Here is a 19,128-nt window from a genome sequence, read left to right on the forward strand (position 1 = left end):
TATGAACATGCTAATGCAACCTACGAATACTACAGAAAGCACCAATCTACCTTATTTTTGTATGGGTGAGTTGAACCTATCCATCATGCAAAAAGTTTCAGAAATCATAACCAATCCCAACTACCAGCCTTTCAAAAGAAAGACCAAAAAAAATGCTCAAACCGTTATCCAATACTATGTTAGTAATAGCCCACATACGGATCATGCTTTTTATTATTTGCAATCTATTCACCCCATCAGTACTCCGTTATTACAACATACTGCTTTCAACATCAGTCAGAGTGTCAAGGCTATAAATCAGGCATATACAAACTTGGGTTACGTTTCAGATGGACCTATTAATCCAATGCTATTACACAATGAACATTATGTTGAGCAGATAAAATCAGTTGTAGATGCATTCGTATATGAATTGAAAAATCATTCAACCAGTAAAAGTGCAATCGCTGATCGTGATAATCGTATTGCATTAATCAAAGAAATACGTACAGCCAATGTACCTGTAATGAAAAAGCTGTTTAAAACTCAGCAACGATTTAATCTTAATCACTTTATCTATACATTTAATATGGAGAAATGTGAGTTGCATGATAAAGCATTTTTGGAACGAGAACTTGCAAAACAAATTTCAAATATGATTGAACAATTTCATGAAAATCATCAATCTGAAATTTTAGCTTTATTTTTTTGCGTACAACGTAATTTATCAAACAATTATGTTTTAAACGTATATTGTGCGACAGATCTTGAATATGAAAAGCTTTCTATGAAAGATTGCATTCAATTACGAAATGGCAATTATATGATTGTTGCACCAACTTCCAATATTTCGTTAAGTACTGAGGAATTCAACTACCCAATGGATCTTCAAGGCGCAGACGGCATAAATGAAAAGACATGGAAAGCAATCTTCGGAGAAATACTTTTTAAATACAACTATTTTTATTACGAAACTGAATACGTATCACCCAAATTTATTTACAGAAAATGTGACTCCAACCACTGAATTATATAAAGCTTAATTGACCATTATTTGAATCTGCATATTAGACTTCTTGCGTTAGTCAAAATTTAAACAGCCTAAAGCTACATTTTATAAGGTTTTAGCCAGTTCAAAAATTAGGTAAACGATACTTTCGCAAGAGGTCTAATCTTTATTAAATAAAATTTCCTTTAATATTTCAGGCTGATTTCTTAACTCATGGATGATTGTTTCAGCAATGTATCCACCACTGTAAGGCATCTTATACCCAAACTTCTCCATCTCTTTAGAGGGATATTTTGCCTTCAATATCTGTTTAAGATTGTTAAGTTGCAGCTGTAATTTTTCTATTTTTTTCGCAATTGATGCTGGCTTTCTTCGCAGGCCATCAGACTGAGCTTTAGCGTACAACCGCTTACTCTCCTGCTCTAATTCACTGAGCATTTTTTGCTTAAGCACAAGTTCAGACTGAAGCCATTCAATATCGTAAACCTCAAAAGCTTTGACTAGATCATCAAGCACAAAATTAACTGCTTGATTCAAATTATCCCATTTGCCACGACGCACCATCTGCTCTCTTAAAGTGCGATATAAAATTTCCCGTCTTGGATATAAATGCTTGTCGTAACGAGCTTTGACTGCAATGATTGCCTTTGCACTTTTGGCAAGTGTACGGTTCTGAATAAACTCCACCCCACCAAGCATTTGCACATAAGCAATTAAAATATCTGAATATTGCCTTTGGAAAATTTTGGCAGGCAAGTTATTCACCTCAGGTCTTAATGTATTTATCTGCATTAAAAGCTGTGCAATCTGGAATGGCTTGAAAGGGATTGAAACCACATCCCCCATCATTTCTAAATGAAAAGCTGACTGCTCACTCAATGGAAAATCATTCTGCTGCATTCTTTTTATGATTTTTTCTTTTTGATCAATATATGATTGATTCTCCGTTTCTATTAATTCATTATTCAATTCACACTGATAGTAGTAACAAAAGTTTAACCATATATCCTGCTCAAGCTGCTCTAACCTTGATAATTTTTTATCAATCATAATTCATTAAAATACAGATAATTACATAGCATAATACTACTATATTTTTAAAAGCTAGTACCAATCTACTTTTACAATTTTTTAAATTTTATAGTTACCCCATCAATGAACTGATCTAATATTTTTAACATTATAGGTTGATCTCCAGCCAATATTTAAGGTTAAAAAATTAGTTCTTTTATCTAATTGCGATAATCACAAAAGGATCAAAGATATGGGCTACTTAACATCTAAAGAAATTCGCCACAAACTCAAAAATTGCTCTGCATCGACTTTATGGCGTTACCAACAACCTAATCAAAAAATGTTCGAGCAACCAATGCCTCAACCTATTAAGAAATGCGCTGGCTCTACTAGCCTTTGGGATGAAGAAACGTTTAACGAATGGCTAATCAAATATTTCAATAACAACCAAATGAGTAATCTGTCTATCTAGACAGATTACTTAATTTTTTCCACCATTTTTTATAAGCCTTCGACATCTCTTTTTGATAATCATAATAGTCATATGTCCCCTGTTCCCCAGGCATCACATGACCAACCATCAGTTCCGCAACATCCCTACTTGTAAACGCACTGAAATTTGTCCTTGCTGTACGCCGTAAATCATGCATAGACCAATGATCCATTTCAATTTTATAATTCTTCCTTGCAAATTGCATGAAGTTATAAGGGGTATCTGTTGGCCCACTACGCCCCATTGGCTCTTTGCCATTTTCATGTGGGAAAATGTATTCAGAATTATTCAAATCCATTGCAGACTGAAGCCACGGTTTGATCTCATCAATAATAGGTCGAACAATGTCCCCTTTACTTTCTCCTGTCTTATGATTTTCATACGGTACTGTCCATGTATTTTTACTAAAATCAAAATCTGATTTCCGTGCAAGCCTCAACTCACTATATCGATTACCATAAAACAAACATAACTTGAGAAATAAAACATTCCTTAATGATGTTCTAGACTCATCACAAATTTTAAAAATTAAAGACAACTCATCATCTTGTAATACTCGAACAGTTTTATTTTTCTTAATATTTAAGTCACGCTTTCCAGTGATATGTCTTATGGGATTTTGCTCAATTAATTTTCGATTAATCCCCCAATCCAAACACTGCTTTGTATTCGTAAGAATGCGATCAGTTATCGATGGCGACTGTTTAAATTGCTCTTCTAGTAAATCTAACCACATATGTAATGTGATTTGCTCAGCAGGTATGCTACCTAACTTTGGGAAAACATAAAGTTCAAATGATCTCAAATATTGATCTGCATTCTTTTTATTAGGAATACTATATTTCGCATGCCACTCACGAAATAGCGCTTCAAAAGTTATAGCCTCTGTGATCTTGTGAAGCTCTACTTTTTTATGAATACGCGGGTCATGTCCCTTTTCTAAAATTGCTTTCATTTTCTGCAATTCAATACGAGCTTCTTTAAGACTCATATTTGGATAGGTTCCCAAGTCTAAACGAGCTTGCTTAGCGTTATATCGAAAACGCATCTGGAAAGTGAGCTTTCCTTTTTGAGAAACACGAACGCTCAATCCATCTTGATCAGGCTCCGTATGTATTGCTGAACGTTCACGATCTAGATTCTTCTTAAGCCACGTATCTGTTAAAGGCATTTTACTCCACCTGTGTACATATTTTTTTCAAATAGAAAATCCTAGAAATTATGTACACACATATGTACACAAACATACTGACTAGACTTGAAATCTATTGAACGGGGTTGAAAGACATATCGGATAAAGAATAACAATATTTTTTTATTTTTACAGTACTTACAACGATTTCATTATTATAATTGAAATAGGTTGAATAGGCTTGAAATGGTATCAAATATTTGGGTGGGAAATAATGGCGAACGTCCGTCGCTGTGCGACCTGTGCCGCTAATTCGTCTTTGAAACTCATGAAAGATACCTACTGCAGAAGAGCAGTGTAAAAGATCAAAACTGATCAATATAAAAATTTGGCGATATTGTAGCAGATCATCAAACTTTTGAAATGAACTAAACTTGATCAATAAAGACCAATCTTAAGCCGACCCGTTATATTTCATCTCGTTTAAACGCTGTGCATCCATAGGCATGCCTAAAAGAAAGCCTTGCATTTGTTGGCAACCTAAACGCTTGAGAATTTCTGCCTGCAAAGGTGTCTCTACCCCTTCTGCTGTTACGACCAAACCTAATTTTATCGCCAGATGAATAATACTTTCTAAAATCATTTCATCTTTGGAAGCTACAGTAAGATTATTAATAAATGCACGGTCAATTTTAAGCTCATCGACAGGTAAATCTTTTAAATATAAGAAACTAGAATGGCCAGTACCAAAGTCATCAATCGCCAGTTGAATTCCCATCTGGCGGAGTTGCTCAAGACAGTGAATACTGGCAGCAATATCTTTCATTGCAGTAGATTCAGTAATTTCTATCGCCAAATGATGAGGATTAATGGAATATTTTTTAAATAAATTTTCTAATATTGAAAAGAGATGTTTATGTTCAAATTGAATGGCTGATAAATTAACCGCAACGGGAAAATAATTCAGATGACTCTGTTCCCAAATTTTAATTTGTTTACATGCTTGTTCAAGTGCCCAATATCCCAGCTCAATAATTAATCCAGTTTTCTCTGCCTCAGCGATAAATAGACTTGGAGTCAACTGCCCCAAATGTGGATGATTCCAACGAATCAGTGCTTCCACACCACACACTTGCTGAGTTTGAGTTGTAAATTTAGGCTGATAAAATAAAATAAATTGTTGTTCTTCTACAGCTTTATATAAATCATTTAAAAGTTTAATTTGGCTTTTGGTGTGTTGCTGATCGGCCGTATAGCTGAAAACTGAGTAATTATTTCTGCCCTGAGATTTGGAAATGGTCAGTGCGGCATCAGCATTACTCAGTAAATCTTGTAAATTATTCCCATGATCGGGATATATGGCTATTCCAATACTGCTTGAAACATGGATTATTTTATCGGCGATTGCAAAATTTTGCTGCACCAATTGTAAAACTTGCTCTGCTTTTTGAATCGCATTTTCAAGCTTTGATTGTTCCAAAACCATTAAAAATTCATCGTTTCCAATGCGAAATAACTGTTCATTTTGGTTCAGTTTTGATTTTAACCGCGAAGCAAATTGAACCAATAACTGATCACCGACCTCATGTCCAAATGCTACATTGACTGCCTTAAAACGATCTAAGTCTATATATAAAAATGCAGTTTTGCTTTGCTGCTGAACTTGCCCAGAAAATAAATACTCTAAATATTGCGATAAAAATAATCGATTGGGTAACTTGGTCAAATGATCTTGCAGGATCAAATCTGCTAAGTCAGGATGTGCTTTAAACAGCTGTTTATTACGTAACTTCAAGCGCTGTTCTAAAAGCATCAGATTTAACCCAGCCAGTAATATTAAAGCTAGAATGCTAAATACAACGAATAAGATGGTTTTATTTCCGATCGAATAAGAAGCAATGAGGGAATAATTTACAGCATCAAAAGAGATTGCTTGCATATTTGTATAATGTATACCCATGATGATCAAAACCATCAGCATTACGATAAAAATTCTGATGTACAAAAGCTTATTGATCATTTTTTTAGAATAACGTATCAACCAAAGCACGATGACAGAACCAATAATCGCAATTGAAAGTGCGAAAACCGTTAGTAATCCATTCACTTGAATTTGCTCTGGGACTAGCACTAAACTGCGTATTTCAAAGTAATGCATGGTAAAAATACTGCATCCTAAGAGTACAGCGCCTAGAATTAAATCGAAAATACTTAATTTCGGTCGATTGCTTAGCCCAATTGCAAGTATCGAAGCCATAAATGCCATAAGGTAAGAAAAAACTTTAAATTCATTGTTAACTGATTGATCTATACGAAAATGCTCGCTGAGCATACCAATAAAATGTAAGCACCAAATGACCGTTGCCAATATTAGCGCATTAATCACGAGGCTTATTTTTTTGTATTTACAGACTAAGCTATTGAATTTTAATGGTTCAAAAGATACTGCTAAACAGCAAATGAAAAAAACGACCACGATTAATCCGATTGCTAGGTCGAAATCATAATGCGTATGAAACATCTTAAACTTCCGTACAAATCATTTTTGTTTTCATTCATATTCCTCGTCGGGCTTTAATTAAAAACCTGAGCGATTATATTTAAAGAGTACGTATAAAAATAATTAATTAAAAACAAGAATCCGATACTATTGGATTTTGGTCAAGCAAAAATTACACTATTCAGATTTATTTATAATATCTTCATTTTGTTAAGTAAAATAGAGTTCATACTTTTTTCAATTAGCTCCAAATGGTTCATATTTTCTAAATTTAAACGACTTTTTTATTATTATAATTTGCCTGTTAAGCCAAGACTGATTCCCATTAAACTTAGTCTGTCTTTTTTCTGTTGTTTTGGCTCCCTTTTCACAAAAAAATAAAATTCCCTCATACGGGTCAGATTAAAAATAAAAAACCAGCCGAATAATTCGACTGGTTTTTTTAATACACTTTAAAACATTTAGCTCAGAACTACTTTCCTGAGGCTTTATTACCTGTTTGTAATGTCGCATAATCCAATAAAATATTGGCAGACTCTGTGACAAATGTTTCATCTTCAGGAAGTGCCGGACGTTGAGCGGCTTTCATTTTAGAACGCGCTTCAATCAAAGCATCAATAGAAGCTTGATAACTTTCCCAATTTGGATATGGTTTTTGACCAGTGACTGCACGGCGTTGATTCTCAGCCTGTAAAGTTTTCTGCTCTAGCTCCATCAACTCAGCTTTACGTTGATCAATATCCAAAACAACACGTTTTTGCTCTTCAGTTTTTTGGGTAATTGCTTTTCGTTGTTCCAAGTATTTAAATTGTGGATCTGCCACAACACGCTGCTGAGACATTTGACTCAGATTTTGCACATAAGGCTGAACCGAGCCCTCACGTTTAAAAGGTGCTGTTGGAATCGTATCCCATTTTAAGGCATTTTTTGCTTTACGTTCACCAAACTCTTCGTTGTAAATATCAATCAATTTAATGTCAGGAACTACACCTTTATTTTGGGTACTTCCACCAGTCACACGATAGAATTTACGTTGTGTCAATGTCGCTTGACCATGTGCCAAAGTATCCAATTGAACTTGAGCTGTTCCTTTACCCGTAGTCGTACTACCAATTACAATACCACGCTCATAATCCTGAATAGCCGCAGAATAAATTTCACTGGCAGAGGCAGAAGCCAAATTAATCATCACTGCAAGTGGACCTGCGTAGGTTTGGGCACCGCCATCTTCATCTTCAAACACACTAACGTTACCATTACCATCACGTATTTGTACCACTGGGCCTGACTTAATCACTTGACCCAACATACGTGCGACTTCTTCGAGTGAACCACCTGGGTTATTACGCAAATCAATAATGATCCCTTCGACATTTTTAGCTGCCAAAGCTTTTAAAGCATTGTTGGTGTCTTCAGAAACTGAACGATAGTCCGTTCCTGCACGACGCGCGCGGTAATTTAAATAGAACGATGGGATTTCAATCACACCAAAGGTATGATTTTTACCCTCACGTTTAATCTCAACTGTACGTGAACGAACCCCAGCATCTTCTTCTTGAATAATGTCACGTACCAAGCTCACAGTACGTGCCTGACTCATCGATGCACCTGGTCCAAGCAAACGTAAACTGACTTTCGTACCACGTTTACCACGAATCAAACCCACTACTTCGCTACTTGACCACCCCACAACGTCGACCATTTTGTCGCCATCTTGGGCTACACCAATGATACGATCACCCGATTTTATTTGACCTGATTTACTGGCAGGTCCACCTTCAACAATGGTTTCAACCTTGGTGTAGTCTTCATTACCACGTTCAGGTCGAATTGAAACGCCGATCCCTTCCAACTGTAAAGTGGTTTGACGGTTGAGCTCCATCGCATCGACAGGTGGGAAATAGTTACTGTGTGGATCATAGGTCAGCATCATGGCATTCAAAGTTTTGTCTAAGACATCATCACTTTTTACACGGCTGATTCGCTCAAGTTGTCGAGTATAACGCTTGGTCAAGGTTTGTACTGGTGTCAAATCTTCAGGACTGGTTAAATCTTGCCCATTGGCCAAAGTCGGATCATCTTTCAAGGCTTTTTGTTTGGCTGCTTCCTCTTCTTTACTAATGGTCAAGTTAATCAGTTGAGAGACCAACATTTTTTGCCAATGCTGACGCTGTGCTTCAGCAGATGCAAAATGAGGCGCCTTTTCACGATCAGTCTCAATATAGACATTGGCTTGTTTTAGATTTTGTGGCTTTTTCAGCTCAGCCAACATGTATTCATAAAATGCTTTTAAACGTTCGCGGTATTGAGCATGAATCAGATAAGGCCCTGACAAATCGCCTGCTTTTAATGCAGCACCAAAGTTTGCACCATATTTTTTCTTATATTGTTCAACTTCAGGCGCTAAAAACAACGAATGGTCTGCATCTAGACTGTCTAAGTAGAAATCTAAAATTCGATTAGAAGTCGCGGCATCTAAACGCATATTCAAATAATGTTGACGATCAACTAAAGTCGCCAATTGACGCGATACAAGCGCTTGCTCTTGGGTGGGTTGAATCACTTGAGAAACTGCAACAGTATTATTTGCCGCAATTGCATCATTCATGACATGCGAAAAGAAAAATCCTCCAGTCGCAATCGCAACTGCACAAGCTATAGTTTGAAGTTTCATAAATAATTCGTTTTTCCTTGGTGCGATCCCAAAATTACAATGTCATTTTTTCAATATGAATGCAGTATATTCAAAATCTTAAACAACTTAATATATTTGTGTGGTGTAGTTTTATCACATTCTATACTGTCAAAATGTAGCAAATCATTGCAAAATGCGCGTATTGTTTTTTCTTTATAAAATTCTAATACGGATACCAATATGATTGGCGCATTGATGCTAGACATCGCTGGCACAGAACTTACACAAGAAGATATTCAACTCTTACAAGCACCGCAAGTAGGTGGCATGATTTTATTTTCTCGAAATATAGAATCCCCTCCACAAGTTCGTGCCTTAACCGATCATATGCGTCGTATTCGACCTGATATTTTAATTGCCGTTGATCAGGAAGGAGGTCGCGTACAACGCTTAAAACAAGGCTTTAGCTTACTTCCTGCTATGGGGCGTTTAGGTGATTTATATAACACGCAACCTCAACAAGCCGTGGCCCTAGCAGAGCAATGCGGTTGGCTCATGGCAATTGAAGTACTTGCAGTAGGTATCGATTTCAGCTTTGCACCAGTTTTGGATTTAAATGATGTGAGCGATGTCATTGGCGATCGCAGTTTTGCTCAAAATATTCAAGATATTGTTCCCCTTGCCAGTGCCTTTATGCAAGGAATGAAACGCGCCGGCATGGCCAATACAGGAAAGCATTTTCCTGGACATGGTTCAGTTAAAGCCGATTCACATGTAGCCGCCCCTGTTGACTCACGTAGCTTTGAAGACATTTATGCTAAAGATATGCAAACTTTTATTCAACTCATGCCCCAACTCGACGCCTTAATGCCCGCACATGTCATTTATGATCAAATTGACCCGAATCCTGCGGGCTTTTCACCCTACTGGATTCAAACTATTCTGCGTCAAAAGCTTAAATTTGATGGTGTGCTTTTCTCAGATGACTTAACCATGCAAGCTGCTTGTGTTGTGGGCGGGGCAGATGCACGTATTCAAGCCGCACTTAAAGCCGGTTGTGATATGGGTTTAGTCTGTAATGACCGTTCAGCCGCATGTACAGCTTTAGAAGGTATAAATGACTTAGCGCTACCTAATCAAGAACGCTTAGAACGTATGCGAGGAAAAATTCCACAGCTTCAGCACAGCACAATACTTGAGTTAGGGGATGAATGGAAAAAAGTGCGTGATACTGTTGAAGAATTTAAACAATCCTTCCATTAATACGACGAAAGGAACACGACAAGGTGTTCCTTTTTCTTTATGATGATTAAAGTTGATGCCTCACTTACAAAGTCGATTTTATTTTTTATAAAAATTTGAATAAAGACCACTTAACAGGCAACACCTTCCTCAGCCATTATCGCTACAGATAAAATTAAAAAAACACAAGGTCAGGATGACATGACACAACCACTTTCAGAACACCGACATATTTCATTTACCGCCCATTACACTGGTTATATTTGGTATAGCATGGGGATATCACATCCAGTTTTCGCCACCTCGAAAGGAAAAATACTGACCAAACTGGTACATCCTTTAGAAAGCTGGGCAGAAAAATTTGTGGGTGGCAGCATGCGAACGACACTCAAACAACGTCATCGCATGATTGATGAACAACTTACTCGACTTATTGAGCAATATCCAGATTTACAAGTATTAGAAATAGCCAGTGGGCTTTCACCGCGAGGTTGGAATTTTCGCCAAAAATTTCCACATATTAATTATCGTGAACTTGATTTACCCGACATGGCCAAAGTAAAAACTCAGGCGCTCAAGCAAATCGACATGAATAGTCCTGAAGTTTTGTCAGTCGACTTATTCACCACTGACTTTGAACAAGTATTTCAGGTATTTGACCCTGCCCGCCCTTTGGTTGTGATTAGCGAAGGCTTAATTAACTATTTTAGCAAAGAAATGTTATTACAGTTGCTACAAGCAATTACAGGTTATGGTCAGAACTTTAAAGAATTACATTACCTGACCGACATTTATCCAGAACCCGTCAAAAATAAGCTAGCTAACTTTATTTGGGCCAGTAGTAAGCTACTGAAATGGATGTCTAAAAGTGCATTTAGTTTTCATTTTATTCAACCTCAACAGATTCAAGATTTTTTTCAGCAAGGCGGTTTTGAGCAAGTCAGCATTACGCAACCTGAGCAATATTTTCACAATCAAAATAGATCTGCATCTAGTGATGAACATTTAGGTGATTTGGTCTGGATGATTCATGCTCATAAAAAAAACAGCGTTTAATGACGCTGTTTTTAATTCTCAATTTTTTATTTTAAATAAATGTTTGATTTTGAACTAAGTTCAATTCTTTTTGGAGTTGAATATAACGTAGTAAACGTTCTGCAAGTTCAAAACTTCCATGTTTAAACAAGGCCCGAATTTGGGTAGACGATACTTCAAAAATTAAACACTCGATTTTAAATGGACCTTCTTCATCTTCTAAGTGCAGGGCCAAGTCACGTGGGTATTGTTCAGCTTTTGCAGTTAGACCTTCAGTAAAACTCAGTAAGACACCGAAAAAGTTTAAATCCACAATCTGAGTCGCTATTTGTAAATCTGAATGTCGATGGGTTAACTGCGTTTGCGGATTTTTTACCTGAATCCTTTCCTCTCCACGGCGTTCCATAGTCAGTAATTGTGCACGGGTCATGGGAATAATTCCTTCCACATCTTGGATCGACTCACCTTGTAAAAAGGTTGCAAACAAAGTCATGGTTTCTTTACGACGTTGTAACTGAGGCACGTGATCTGCATTCGCAATCATGGCAAATTGCATTTCGGGGCATTGCAAAGCAAAGTTGGCATTTTCATGTGGTAAAGTAAAACTGTCATATTGCCCGCAAGCGACCAGTACTTTACATTGCGGAATAGGCACATTGGTTAAGCGTAATAAACGATTGCAGTTAATTTCATAACGATCTTGTTCAGTCGCAGTAAATTCGGCCATCTGTTTAAAAAACAAACGTTTCGCTGTCGGTGACATACGGGTTTTATCAAACTTAGCATGATTGACCAAATACAAAATAACGGCTTGACCAAACTCATCCATGCGTTGTTCTTTCATCAAGTGCAATGACTCTTCAAGTAACATTCGCCAACTTTTGCGCGTTTTTTGCATGACGCCCATCAAAATCATACGTTCAACTAAATCGGGACGTTGTACTGCAAAACTTGAAGCAACCACAGAACCTAACGACATTCCCATAACGGATACTTTATCCAGACTTTCGATATCAAGCCATTCGCCTAGCATACGTGCCAAGTCAGGTAACTCTAAAGTCCCAGCAGAAATATCCGTATCGCGATTGGTAATTTGCTGATTAGCTCCCATAGACGGGAGGTCAATTAAAATCACAGGTCCCGCACTGAGTAACTGTTCCACACAATATTTATAAGAATTAAAATTTTGAAATGCACCACCCACAATTAAAATAGGTGTCTTGTGCATAGTTTCAGGCTGAGCAATCGCCATATATTCGACTTTCCAACCCTTAATCCACGTGGTACGTGCAGGTTGTTTAAAACTATTTCTATGATAAAGATCAAAAAAACTAAAATTCATATTTACGTCTTGTATTTCCGAGTCCATTTGGATCATGGAATTCATTTCCCTTCCTCCACTCTTGCCTTATTTTTATTCTGCAAGAAAATAAATATAGAATTTCTATAGCATATAGCAATTCTTCTTGGCTTTGATTATCAGACATCAATGTCTTTAATATTTTATTTTATACAGAGGATGATTTCAGGTGCAACATATTCTGTAACCACTCATCTAAATTTACAAACAAAAAGCTTTTCAAAATATTAACAATTTGAAAAATTTCAAAAAAATTTTCTATTCAGATGCTTCAATGTAGGGTTGCAGACTGTTACTATCAAAGATGTAATTTCTAAGTGATCAAACCGCTATGCAAGATTCCATTGAACAGTATATGCAAACGGTAGGACAACAAGCACGCCAAGCTTCTCGCGTGTTGGCAAGCGCGTCTACCCAAAGCAAAAACAATGCTTTGTCTGCCATTTATACGGCATTACAACACAGCGAAGCCGCTATTTTAGCTGCCAACCACATTGATATGACTCAAGGTCGTAACAATCATTTGGACAGCGCTTTACTCGATCGCTTAGAACTTACACCCACACGCTTTAAAAGCATGCTACACGGCCTTAAAGACGTCATGAACCTGACAGACCCGATTGGTGAAATCACGGACTTAGCTTATCGTCCTTCTGGTATCCAACTGGGAAAAATGCGCGTACCTTTAGGTGTAGTCGGCATGATTTATGAATCACGCCCGAATGTAACGCTTGAAGCTGCATCGCTTGCACTTAAATCTGGCAATGCCATTATTCTGCGAGGCGGTTCAGAAGCATTGCAATCCAACACTGCGATTGCCGAAGCGATTCAACATGGCTTAAAAGCATCAGGTTTGCCAGAAAACTCTGTTCAGGTCATCAATACCATCGACCGTGCTGCAGTCGGCCATTTGATTACTATGTCTGAATATGTGGATGTGATTGTTCCACGCGGTGGCAAAAGTCTGATTGAACGAATCAGCAATGAAGCGCGTATTCCTGTGATTAAGCACCTAGATGGCAACTGTCATGTTTTTGTGGAAGCGCAAGCCGATTTACAAAAAGCGTTACCGATTGCCTTAAATGCAAAAACACATCGTTATGGTGTCTGTAATGCGATGGAAACTTTACTGGTAGATGAAAAAGTCGCTGAAGATTTTCTACCGCGCATTGCTGAATTATATGCCGAAAAACAAGTTGAACTGCGCGGCTGCCGCGAAACACAGCGTCTTCTCGGTTCAGTCGTTCACCCAGCGAATGAAGAAGACTGGTATACCGAATATTTAGGCCCTATTTTGGCGATCAAAATAGTGAGCGGGATAGATGAAGCGATTGAGCACATTAATAAATATGGTTCACATCATACCGATGCCATCATTACTGAAAATTTTAGCCTTGCACGTCAATTTTTAGCACAAGTCGATTCAAGTTCGGTCATCATTAATGCATCGACACGTTTTGCCGACGGTTTTGAATATGGTTTAGGCGCTGAAATTGGTATTTCAACTGATAAAATTCATGCTCGTGGTCCAGTCGGTCTAGAGGGTTTAACCTCTCAAAAATGGGTGGTCTTCGGTGATGGCCAAATTCGCCAATAAATAAGATCTCTCATCATCATTTTAGTGTTCAGTTTCAATAGGAGGCTGAACACAGTCACTACAATATCCCCTTGCTGAATTTCGTAACATAATAAAAATAAAGAAACAGGGAAAATAGAATGTTTTATTACTTAATGATTTGCACTTTTTTATTGGCACTTGTGGTTTCATTTGTAGTCATGAAAATTTTTTCAAATTCGATCAATCAGATTTTGGCTCGTATTATTCATGACCCAATTCATAGTGCGTGGGCAAAATATACCAAATTTGCAGGTATGGTTGTCGGTACCTCTTCTGGCATTCGCATTTATGATATGGAAAAATATATCACGCCACTGACTTATACAGACAATGACAAAAAAATAGTGATTGAGTTGACGCAAGAGCGATGGGTACTGGAAATTTATCGAACCATTATTGAGACCTTACAAGGTTTGGCTTGGATGATGTTGGTGTTTTTTATGGTATCGCTGATAGCTTATGTGATTGTACGTTGGTCTGAAGTGAAATATCAAAAACACTAAGCACCGCTCAAAATCACATCTTTCTGTAGCAAAAATCATCTATATTCAGCAGAGTCACTCTTATAAATCGATTAATTATTGATGACTATTTCACAAAGAAATGAACTTCATAAATAGATAAATTTTAATGATTATCTTTTTATTGGTCGATAGTGCTTAAGTCTAATCTGCTAAAGTCTAGCTTGGACAAAAAAAAATCACATGTTAAAACGCTTATACAGATCCAGATTGCATTAAAATCGCATTGCATGAAGATCACTAACGGATGACTTACTTTAACAATTAGAATTCGGGTATTAAATCGTGTCTACATCAGTATTAGTAATTAACTGCGGATCTTCATCAATCAAATATGCATTGGTTTCCGAGCACCGTGAAAATCGTATTTTTGGTTTAGCAGAAAACTTAGGTTCTGCTGAAGCACGTATTAAAGGCATTACCACAGGTGGTGCAGCGCTAGAACTCTCCATCCCCGATGCCAATCATGAAAAAGCGCTAGAAACTATCTTAGAACGTTTGTCACATCATCACCCACAAGCAATCGGACATCGCGTTGTACATGGTGGAACACTCACCAAAGCTGAACGACTTACACCTGAAATTATTGAACGTATTCGTGCAGCAACGCCATTAGCGCCACTTCATAATCCAGCCCATTTGGTGGGCATAGATGCGACGATGCGATTATTCCCTGAATTACCTCAAGTGGCTGTCTTTGACACGGCTTTCCATCAAACTATGCCAGCCCATGCATATCGCTATGCCTTACCTAAATTTTTATATACCGAGCACAATGTACGTCGCTACGGCTTCCATGGAACCAGTCATGCGTATGTATCTGAACGTGGTTCAGCATTGGCAGGCAGCCTAAAACAAGGCGGATGGCTTACTGCCCATTTAGGCAATGGTAGTTCGACTTGCGCCATCTGGAATGGACAAAGTGTAGATACATCTATGGGCTTAACCCCATTGGAAGGTGTGGTTATGGGAACCCGGAGCGGAGATGTCGATCCTAGTATTCATAGCTTCTTAGCGAGCAATTTAGGCTGGGATCTTTATAAAATTGACAAAATGCTGAACAACCAAAGTGGTTTATTGGGACTATCAGACCTCTCCAATGATATGCGCACATTAATTGAAGCCTCTGAACAAGGCAATGAAGATGCTGCAATTGCGATTGAAGTATTCTGTTATCGATTAGCGAAATCTCTTGCAGCTTTAAGCTGTGGGTTACCACGAATTGATGGTTTATTCTTTACAGGTGGTATTGGTGAAAATTCCGCTTATATTCGCGAAAAAACGTTGTCTTATCTGCCTCATTTCGGCTTTCATTTAAGCCAAGAGCAAAACAATCAGCTTGAACGCGGCACAGAAGGCCGAATTGATACAGGCCTAGGACCACAAATTTGGGTCATTCCAACTGATGAAGAAGGTCGTATCGCCAAAGAAACGGTAAGTGTTGTAGAAAGTGAGGTGAAGCAAGCAGCCATAAAAAAGTCTGATTTTGAAAGTGCCATGGTTTAAACCCTTGCATTCATAAGTGCTGCAAATACCCGAATCCTTTTTATCTTTAGAATGAAATTATGAAAACAATTTTACTCGTACCTACAGGCGAAGGGGTTGGATTAACCTCAGCATGTTTAGGCTTAGTGTATGCTTTAGAATGCCAAGGCGTAAAAGCAGGCTTTTTCAAACCTTTTTCACAAGAACAGCATCAGGATTTAGATCGTTCAACAGCGTTATATCGGCATTTGTCGAATAGTAAAACAGTAGAACCGATTCCTTACACCACAGTCGTTCAGCAACTAAACTTAGGTGAAAGTGATGAGTTACTTGAAGAGGCCGTTCGTTTACAGCGTCAAATTGCTAAACATCATGATTTAATTATTGTTGAAGGTTTGGTTCCAAATAGTCGTGATGCCTTTGCCTCAGAATTAAATGCTTCACTCGCACAAGCATTAGATGCCAAAGTTATTGTCGTGAGCAATGCTGATATTCAGCAAGCGACCACTACAGCTGAAAAAGTTGAACGTCAATTACGCTATTTTGGTGGTGCGACCTCTACACGGATGGCAGGCGTATTATTTATGCGTACAAAGGGCCTACCTGAAGGTTCTGCCCAAATTCCGGTCACTCTTGATCCAAATTTACGTTTAGCGGGTGATACCGAGCGTTTTACAGCCAATATTCAAAAAACACATCCACATATCGGTTCTGACACATTACCCATCATTGGTCTGGTTCCATTTAGCAATATTTTAAGTGTGCCACGGGTTTCAGATTTGGCGAGTCATATTTCAGCAGAATGGATCAATAAAGGAGAAGCCATACAACGCCGTGTATTACACAGCAGCCTAATTGCATCTAATATTGAACATGAGCTAAACAAATTTGTCGCAGGTGAACTGATTATCAGTGCCTCTGATCGTATTGATGTATTACTGGCAAGTAGTTTAGCAAGCAGTAATGGAATTCCTTTAGCAGGTCTAGTTTTGACCGAACATCATGAGCCAAATGCCTCTGTTCTAGCCTTCTGTCAATCTGCCATTAAGCATGGTTTACCCATTTTACACACCTCACTCACCAGTTTTGAGACCGCTCAAAATCTTTCAAATTTAAGCAATGAAATTCCAATTGACGATACTGAGCGAGCAGAACAAGTCACTCGTTTTGTATCAAGTCATATCAATGAAGTTTGGGTCGGACAGCTTTTAAATGGTTCATATCAGCCTCGCCTATCTCCTTCGGCATTCCGTCATGAACTGGTTCAAAAGTCGATAGCCGCAAAAAAACGTATTGTCCTGCCTGAAGGAGATGAACCCCGTACTATTCAAGCCGCTGCGATTTGCCAATCACGTGGAATTGCACAGTGTATTTTGTTAGCAAAACCTGAGGCCGTTGTAGAAGTGGCAAAAGCACGTGGGGTTGAATTACCTCACGATTTAGAAATCATTGATCCTGATCTGATTCGCGAAAACTATGTAGCAAGCATGGTGGAGCTACGTAAAGGGAAAATCAATGAACTTCAGGCACGTGAACAGTTACAAGATACTGTGGTATTGGGTACGATGATGCTGGCCCTAAATCAAGTAGATGGTTTGGTTTCAGGTGCAGTGCATACTACAGCCAATACGGTTCGTCCTGCTTTTCAGCTGATTAAAACTGCGCCAGATTATTCACTCGTGTCTTCAGTATTTTTTATGTTGCTGCCTGATGAAGTTTACGTCTATGGTGACTGTGCTATCAATCCTGATCCAAATGCTGAAGAATTAGCTGAAATTGCCATCCAATCTGCCGATTCCGCGAAGGCTTTCGGGATTGATCCGCGTATTGCGATGATCTCATATTCAACAGGTACATCTGGTACAGGTGCAGATGTCGAAAAAGTCGCAAAAGCAACTGAAATTGCCAAACAACGTCGCCCCGACCTACTTATTGATGGCCCATTACAATACGATGCCGCTTCGGTTGAAAGTGTTGGACGTTCAAAAGCGCCAAACTCCCAAGTTGCTGGTCGTGCCAATGTGTTTATTTTCCCAGATTTAAATACTGGCAACACCACATATAAAGCCGTTCAACGTTCGGCAAATGTTGTGAGTGTAGGACCCATGTTGCAAGGTTTAAATAAGCCAGTGAATGACTTGTCTCGAGGTGCTTTGGTCGATGATATTGTGTTCACCATTGCGTTGACTGCAATTCAGGCAGAACAACAAATGGATAAATAAGTATTAGAATTTTCAAACCATCCAATTAAAAAAGTTGGGTGGTTTATCTTCGCGCTTTACTCTTCAACTTTCCGGATCGGATTTTTATCCAAATTCCTATTATTCTCAATCATCATTTAATTATTTCTTCTGTTTTTAGTTCATCTTTCTTAAAATATCAAATTAAAGTTTTCTGCGCTAACCACACCGTATGTCCTGTACATTCAACATCTTCAGCGACCATTTTTATTACTTTAAAGCCAGACTGTTTTAATAATGCTTGATATTCTTCAGGGGCAAGACTGGCATGATACAAAGCATCACCAAACAGATCACCTACCGCTTCACCATGGCTTGGCCCACTGCTAAACATTAAAACTGTACCTGATTCAGCAAACTTAGAAAACTGTGTAAACATTTGCCGCTGATCATCAGGTGTGAGATGAAAAAAACTATCCCAAGCCAAAATCGCATTAAATTTTTGATCTAACTCAACGGTTCGCATATCTGCTTGAAGCCAGTATTGTTCAGGAAAATTTTGCCTAGCCATTTCAATCATCACATCTGAACTGTCTACGCCCGTGACGGTATGATTATGCTCGATAAAATAGGCTGCAATTGGTCGAGCAGATCCACAGCCCAAATCTAATATCTTAGCGTTTTTAGGAATCAACGAAAGAAAGTGATCTAGCCATAATTTTTCATACAAAAAACTTCCACGCAATTCCGTCCATGCACGACCATGTTTTTTATAAATTTCAATAATATTTTGAGCAAATTTATTTTGTTCAGTCATGATGCCTTTCAATCTATTTTTCAAATAGTATAAACCGATTAATTTGAAGATTTGAAGATTTGAAGATTTGAAGATTTGAAGATTTGAAGATTTGAAGATTTGAAGATT

The 19,128-nt window shown here is 38.0% G+C and carries 14 protein-coding genes and 1 pseudogene; 8 read left to right on the forward strand and 7 right to left on the reverse strand.

The window, feature by feature from the left end; all coding sequences use genetic code 11:
* Positions 1-13 precede the first annotated feature (13 nt).
* Positions 14-1,006 (forward strand): hypothetical protein, encoded by a 993-nt coding sequence (locus tag GA0116959_RS02790; RefSeq protein ID WP_092718510.1) that lies wholly within the window; start codon positions 14-16, stop codon positions 1,004-1,006.
* A gap of 141 nt (positions 1,007-1,147) precedes the next feature.
* On the opposite strand, the gene GA0116959_RS02795 is transcribed toward GA0116959_RS02790, so the two are convergent.
* Positions 1,148-2,038: a hypothetical protein gene (locus GA0116959_RS02795; protein ID WP_092718186.1), complete on the reverse strand. Its 891-nt coding sequence runs from the start codon at positions 2,036-2,038 to the stop codon at positions 1,148-1,150.
* 214 nt (positions 2,039-2,252) lie between these two features.
* On the opposite strand from GA0116959_RS02795, the gene GA0116959_RS02800 reads away from it, so the two are divergent.
* Positions 2,253-2,474, forward strand: a complete 222-nt coding sequence (locus tag GA0116959_RS02800; RefSeq protein WP_005232189.1) for a hypothetical protein — start codon at positions 2,253-2,255, stop codon at positions 2,472-2,474.
* On the opposite strand, the gene GA0116959_RS02805 is transcribed toward GA0116959_RS02800, so the two are convergent.
* The 4 genes and pseudogenes from GA0116959_RS02805 to GA0116959_RS02815 all read right to left on the reverse strand — a co-directional run bounded on the left by GA0116959_RS02805 (position 2,467) and on the right by GA0116959_RS02815 (position 8,801).
* Positions 2,467-3,666, reverse strand: a complete 1,200-nt coding sequence (locus tag GA0116959_RS02805; protein WP_092718189.1) for a tyrosine-type recombinase/integrase — start codon at positions 3,664-3,666, stop codon at positions 2,467-2,469. The two genes, GA0116959_RS02800 and GA0116959_RS02805, sit on opposite strands and share 8 nt — an antisense overlap.
* A 219-nt stretch (positions 3,667-3,885) precedes the next feature.
* Positions 3,886-3,957, reverse strand: a pseudogene (locus tag GA0116959_RS14490) (hypothetical protein); the annotation flags it as partial.
* 124 nt (positions 3,958-4,081) lie between these two features.
* Positions 4,082-6,148, reverse strand: a complete 2,067-nt coding sequence (locus GA0116959_RS02810; RefSeq protein ID WP_092718192.1) for a putative bifunctional diguanylate cyclase/phosphodiesterase — start codon at positions 6,146-6,148, stop codon at positions 4,082-4,084.
* A 451-nt stretch (positions 6,149-6,599) separates the two neighbouring features.
* A complete protein-coding gene (locus GA0116959_RS02815) occupies positions 6,600-8,801 on the reverse strand; it encodes a carboxy terminal-processing peptidase (RefSeq protein WP_092718196.1) in 2,202 nt (733 codons plus the stop codon).
* A 201-nt stretch (positions 8,802-9,002) separates the two neighbouring features.
* On the opposite strand from GA0116959_RS02815, the gene nagZ reads away from it, so the two are divergent.
* Together nagZ and GA0116959_RS02825 are read left to right on the forward strand one after the other, a co-directional pair.
* The gene (gene nagZ, locus GA0116959_RS02820; protein WP_092718199.1) at positions 9,003-10,025 is read left to right on the forward strand and encodes a beta-N-acetylhexosaminidase; all 1,023 of its coding nucleotides are present in this window, start codon (positions 9,003-9,005) and stop codon (positions 10,023-10,025) included.
* A 180-nt stretch (positions 10,026-10,205) separates the two neighbouring features.
* Positions 10,206-11,060, forward strand: a complete 855-nt coding sequence (locus tag GA0116959_RS02825) for a class I SAM-dependent methyltransferase (RefSeq protein ID WP_092718202.1) — start codon at positions 10,206-10,208, stop codon at positions 11,058-11,060.
* Positions 11,061-11,091: 31 nt separating this feature from the next.
* Here the strand turns inward: GA0116959_RS02825 and GA0116959_RS02830 are convergent, their stop codons facing one another.
* Positions 11,092-12,426 (reverse strand): alpha/beta fold hydrolase, encoded by a 1,335-nt coding sequence (locus tag GA0116959_RS02830; RefSeq protein WP_092718205.1) that lies wholly within the window; start codon positions 12,424-12,426, stop codon positions 11,092-11,094.
* Positions 12,427-12,730: 304 nt separating this feature from the next.
* Here GA0116959_RS02830 and GA0116959_RS02835 point away from each other — a divergent pair, with 304 nt between their 5' ends.
* From GA0116959_RS02835 to pta, 4 genes are all read left to right on the forward strand, one after another.
* Positions 12,731-13,996, forward strand: coding sequence for a glutamate-5-semialdehyde dehydrogenase (locus GA0116959_RS02835; RefSeq protein WP_092718208.1), 1,266 nt, complete (start codon positions 12,731-12,733; stop codon positions 13,994-13,996).
* Positions 13,997-14,115: 119 nt separating this feature from the next.
* Positions 14,116-14,520: a hypothetical protein gene (locus GA0116959_RS02840; protein ID WP_053578732.1), complete on the forward strand. Its 405-nt coding sequence runs from the start codon at positions 14,116-14,118 to the stop codon at positions 14,518-14,520.
* Positions 14,521-14,823: 303 nt separating this feature from the next.
* Positions 14,824-16,044 (forward strand): acetate/propionate family kinase, encoded by a 1,221-nt coding sequence (locus GA0116959_RS02845; protein WP_092718211.1) that lies wholly within the window; start codon positions 14,824-14,826, stop codon positions 16,042-16,044.
* 59 nt (positions 16,045-16,103) lie between these two features.
* Positions 16,104-18,245 (forward strand): phosphate acetyltransferase, encoded by a 2,142-nt coding sequence (pta, locus tag GA0116959_RS02850; protein WP_092718214.1) that lies wholly within the window; start codon positions 16,104-16,106, stop codon positions 18,243-18,245.
* Between the two features lie 157 nt (positions 18,246-18,402).
* Here the strand turns inward: pta and GA0116959_RS02855 are convergent, their stop codons facing one another.
* A complete protein-coding gene (locus GA0116959_RS02855; RefSeq protein WP_092718216.1) occupies positions 18,403-19,020 on the reverse strand; it encodes a class I SAM-dependent methyltransferase in 618 nt (205 codons plus the stop codon).
* Positions 19,021-19,128: the final 108 nt, after the last annotated feature.

The sequence above is a fragment of the Acinetobacter albensis genome (assembly GCF_900095025.1).
GTDB lineage: Bacteria > Pseudomonadota > Gammaproteobacteria > Pseudomonadales > Moraxellaceae > Acinetobacter > Acinetobacter albensis.

What these genes read in the sequence shown, in the direction of transcription:
- GA0116959_RS02810 (WP_092718192.1), bottom strand. Translation starts at nt 6,148, where the DNA reads ATGTTTCATACGCATTATGATTTCGACCTAGCAATCGGATTAATCGTG.
- GA0116959_RS02840 (WP_053578732.1), top strand. Translation starts at nt 14,116, where the DNA reads ATGTTTTATTACTTAATGATTTGCACTTTTTTATTGGCACTTGTGGTT.
- GA0116959_RS02795 (WP_092718186.1), bottom strand. Translation starts at nt 2,038, where the DNA reads ATGATTGATAAAAAATTATCAAGGTTAGAGCAGCTTGAGCAGGATATA.
- nagZ (WP_092718199.1), top strand. Translation starts at nt 9,003, where the DNA reads ATGATTGGCGCATTGATGCTAGACATCGCTGGCACAGAACTTACACAA.
- GA0116959_RS02825 (WP_092718202.1), top strand. Translation starts at nt 10,206, where the DNA reads ATGACACAACCACTTTCAGAACACCGACATATTTCATTTACCGCCCAT.
- GA0116959_RS02835 (WP_092718208.1), top strand. Translation starts at nt 12,731, where the DNA reads ATGCAAGATTCCATTGAACAGTATATGCAAACGGTAGGACAACAAGCA.
- GA0116959_RS02800 (WP_005232189.1), top strand. Translation starts at nt 2,253, where the DNA reads ATGGGCTACTTAACATCTAAAGAAATTCGCCACAAACTCAAAAATTGC.
- pta (WP_092718214.1), top strand. Translation starts at nt 16,104, where the DNA reads ATGAAAACAATTTTACTCGTACCTACAGGCGAAGGGGTTGGATTAACC.
- GA0116959_RS02805 (WP_092718189.1), bottom strand. Translation starts at nt 3,666, where the DNA reads ATGCCTTTAACAGATACGTGGCTTAAGAAGAATCTAGATCGTGAACGT.
- GA0116959_RS02830 (WP_092718205.1), bottom strand. Translation starts at nt 12,426, where the DNA reads ATGAATTCCATGATCCAAATGGACTCGGAAATACAAGACGTAAATATG.
- GA0116959_RS02855 (WP_092718216.1), bottom strand. Translation starts at nt 19,020, where the DNA reads ATGACTGAACAAAATAAATTTGCTCAAAATATTATTGAAATTTATAAA.
- GA0116959_RS02790 (WP_092718510.1), top strand. Translation starts at nt 14, where the DNA reads ATGCAACCTACGAATACTACAGAAAGCACCAATCTACCTTATTTTTGT.
- GA0116959_RS02815 (WP_092718196.1), bottom strand. Translation starts at nt 8,801, where the DNA reads ATGAAACTTCAAACTATAGCTTGTGCAGTTGCGATTGCGACTGGAGGA.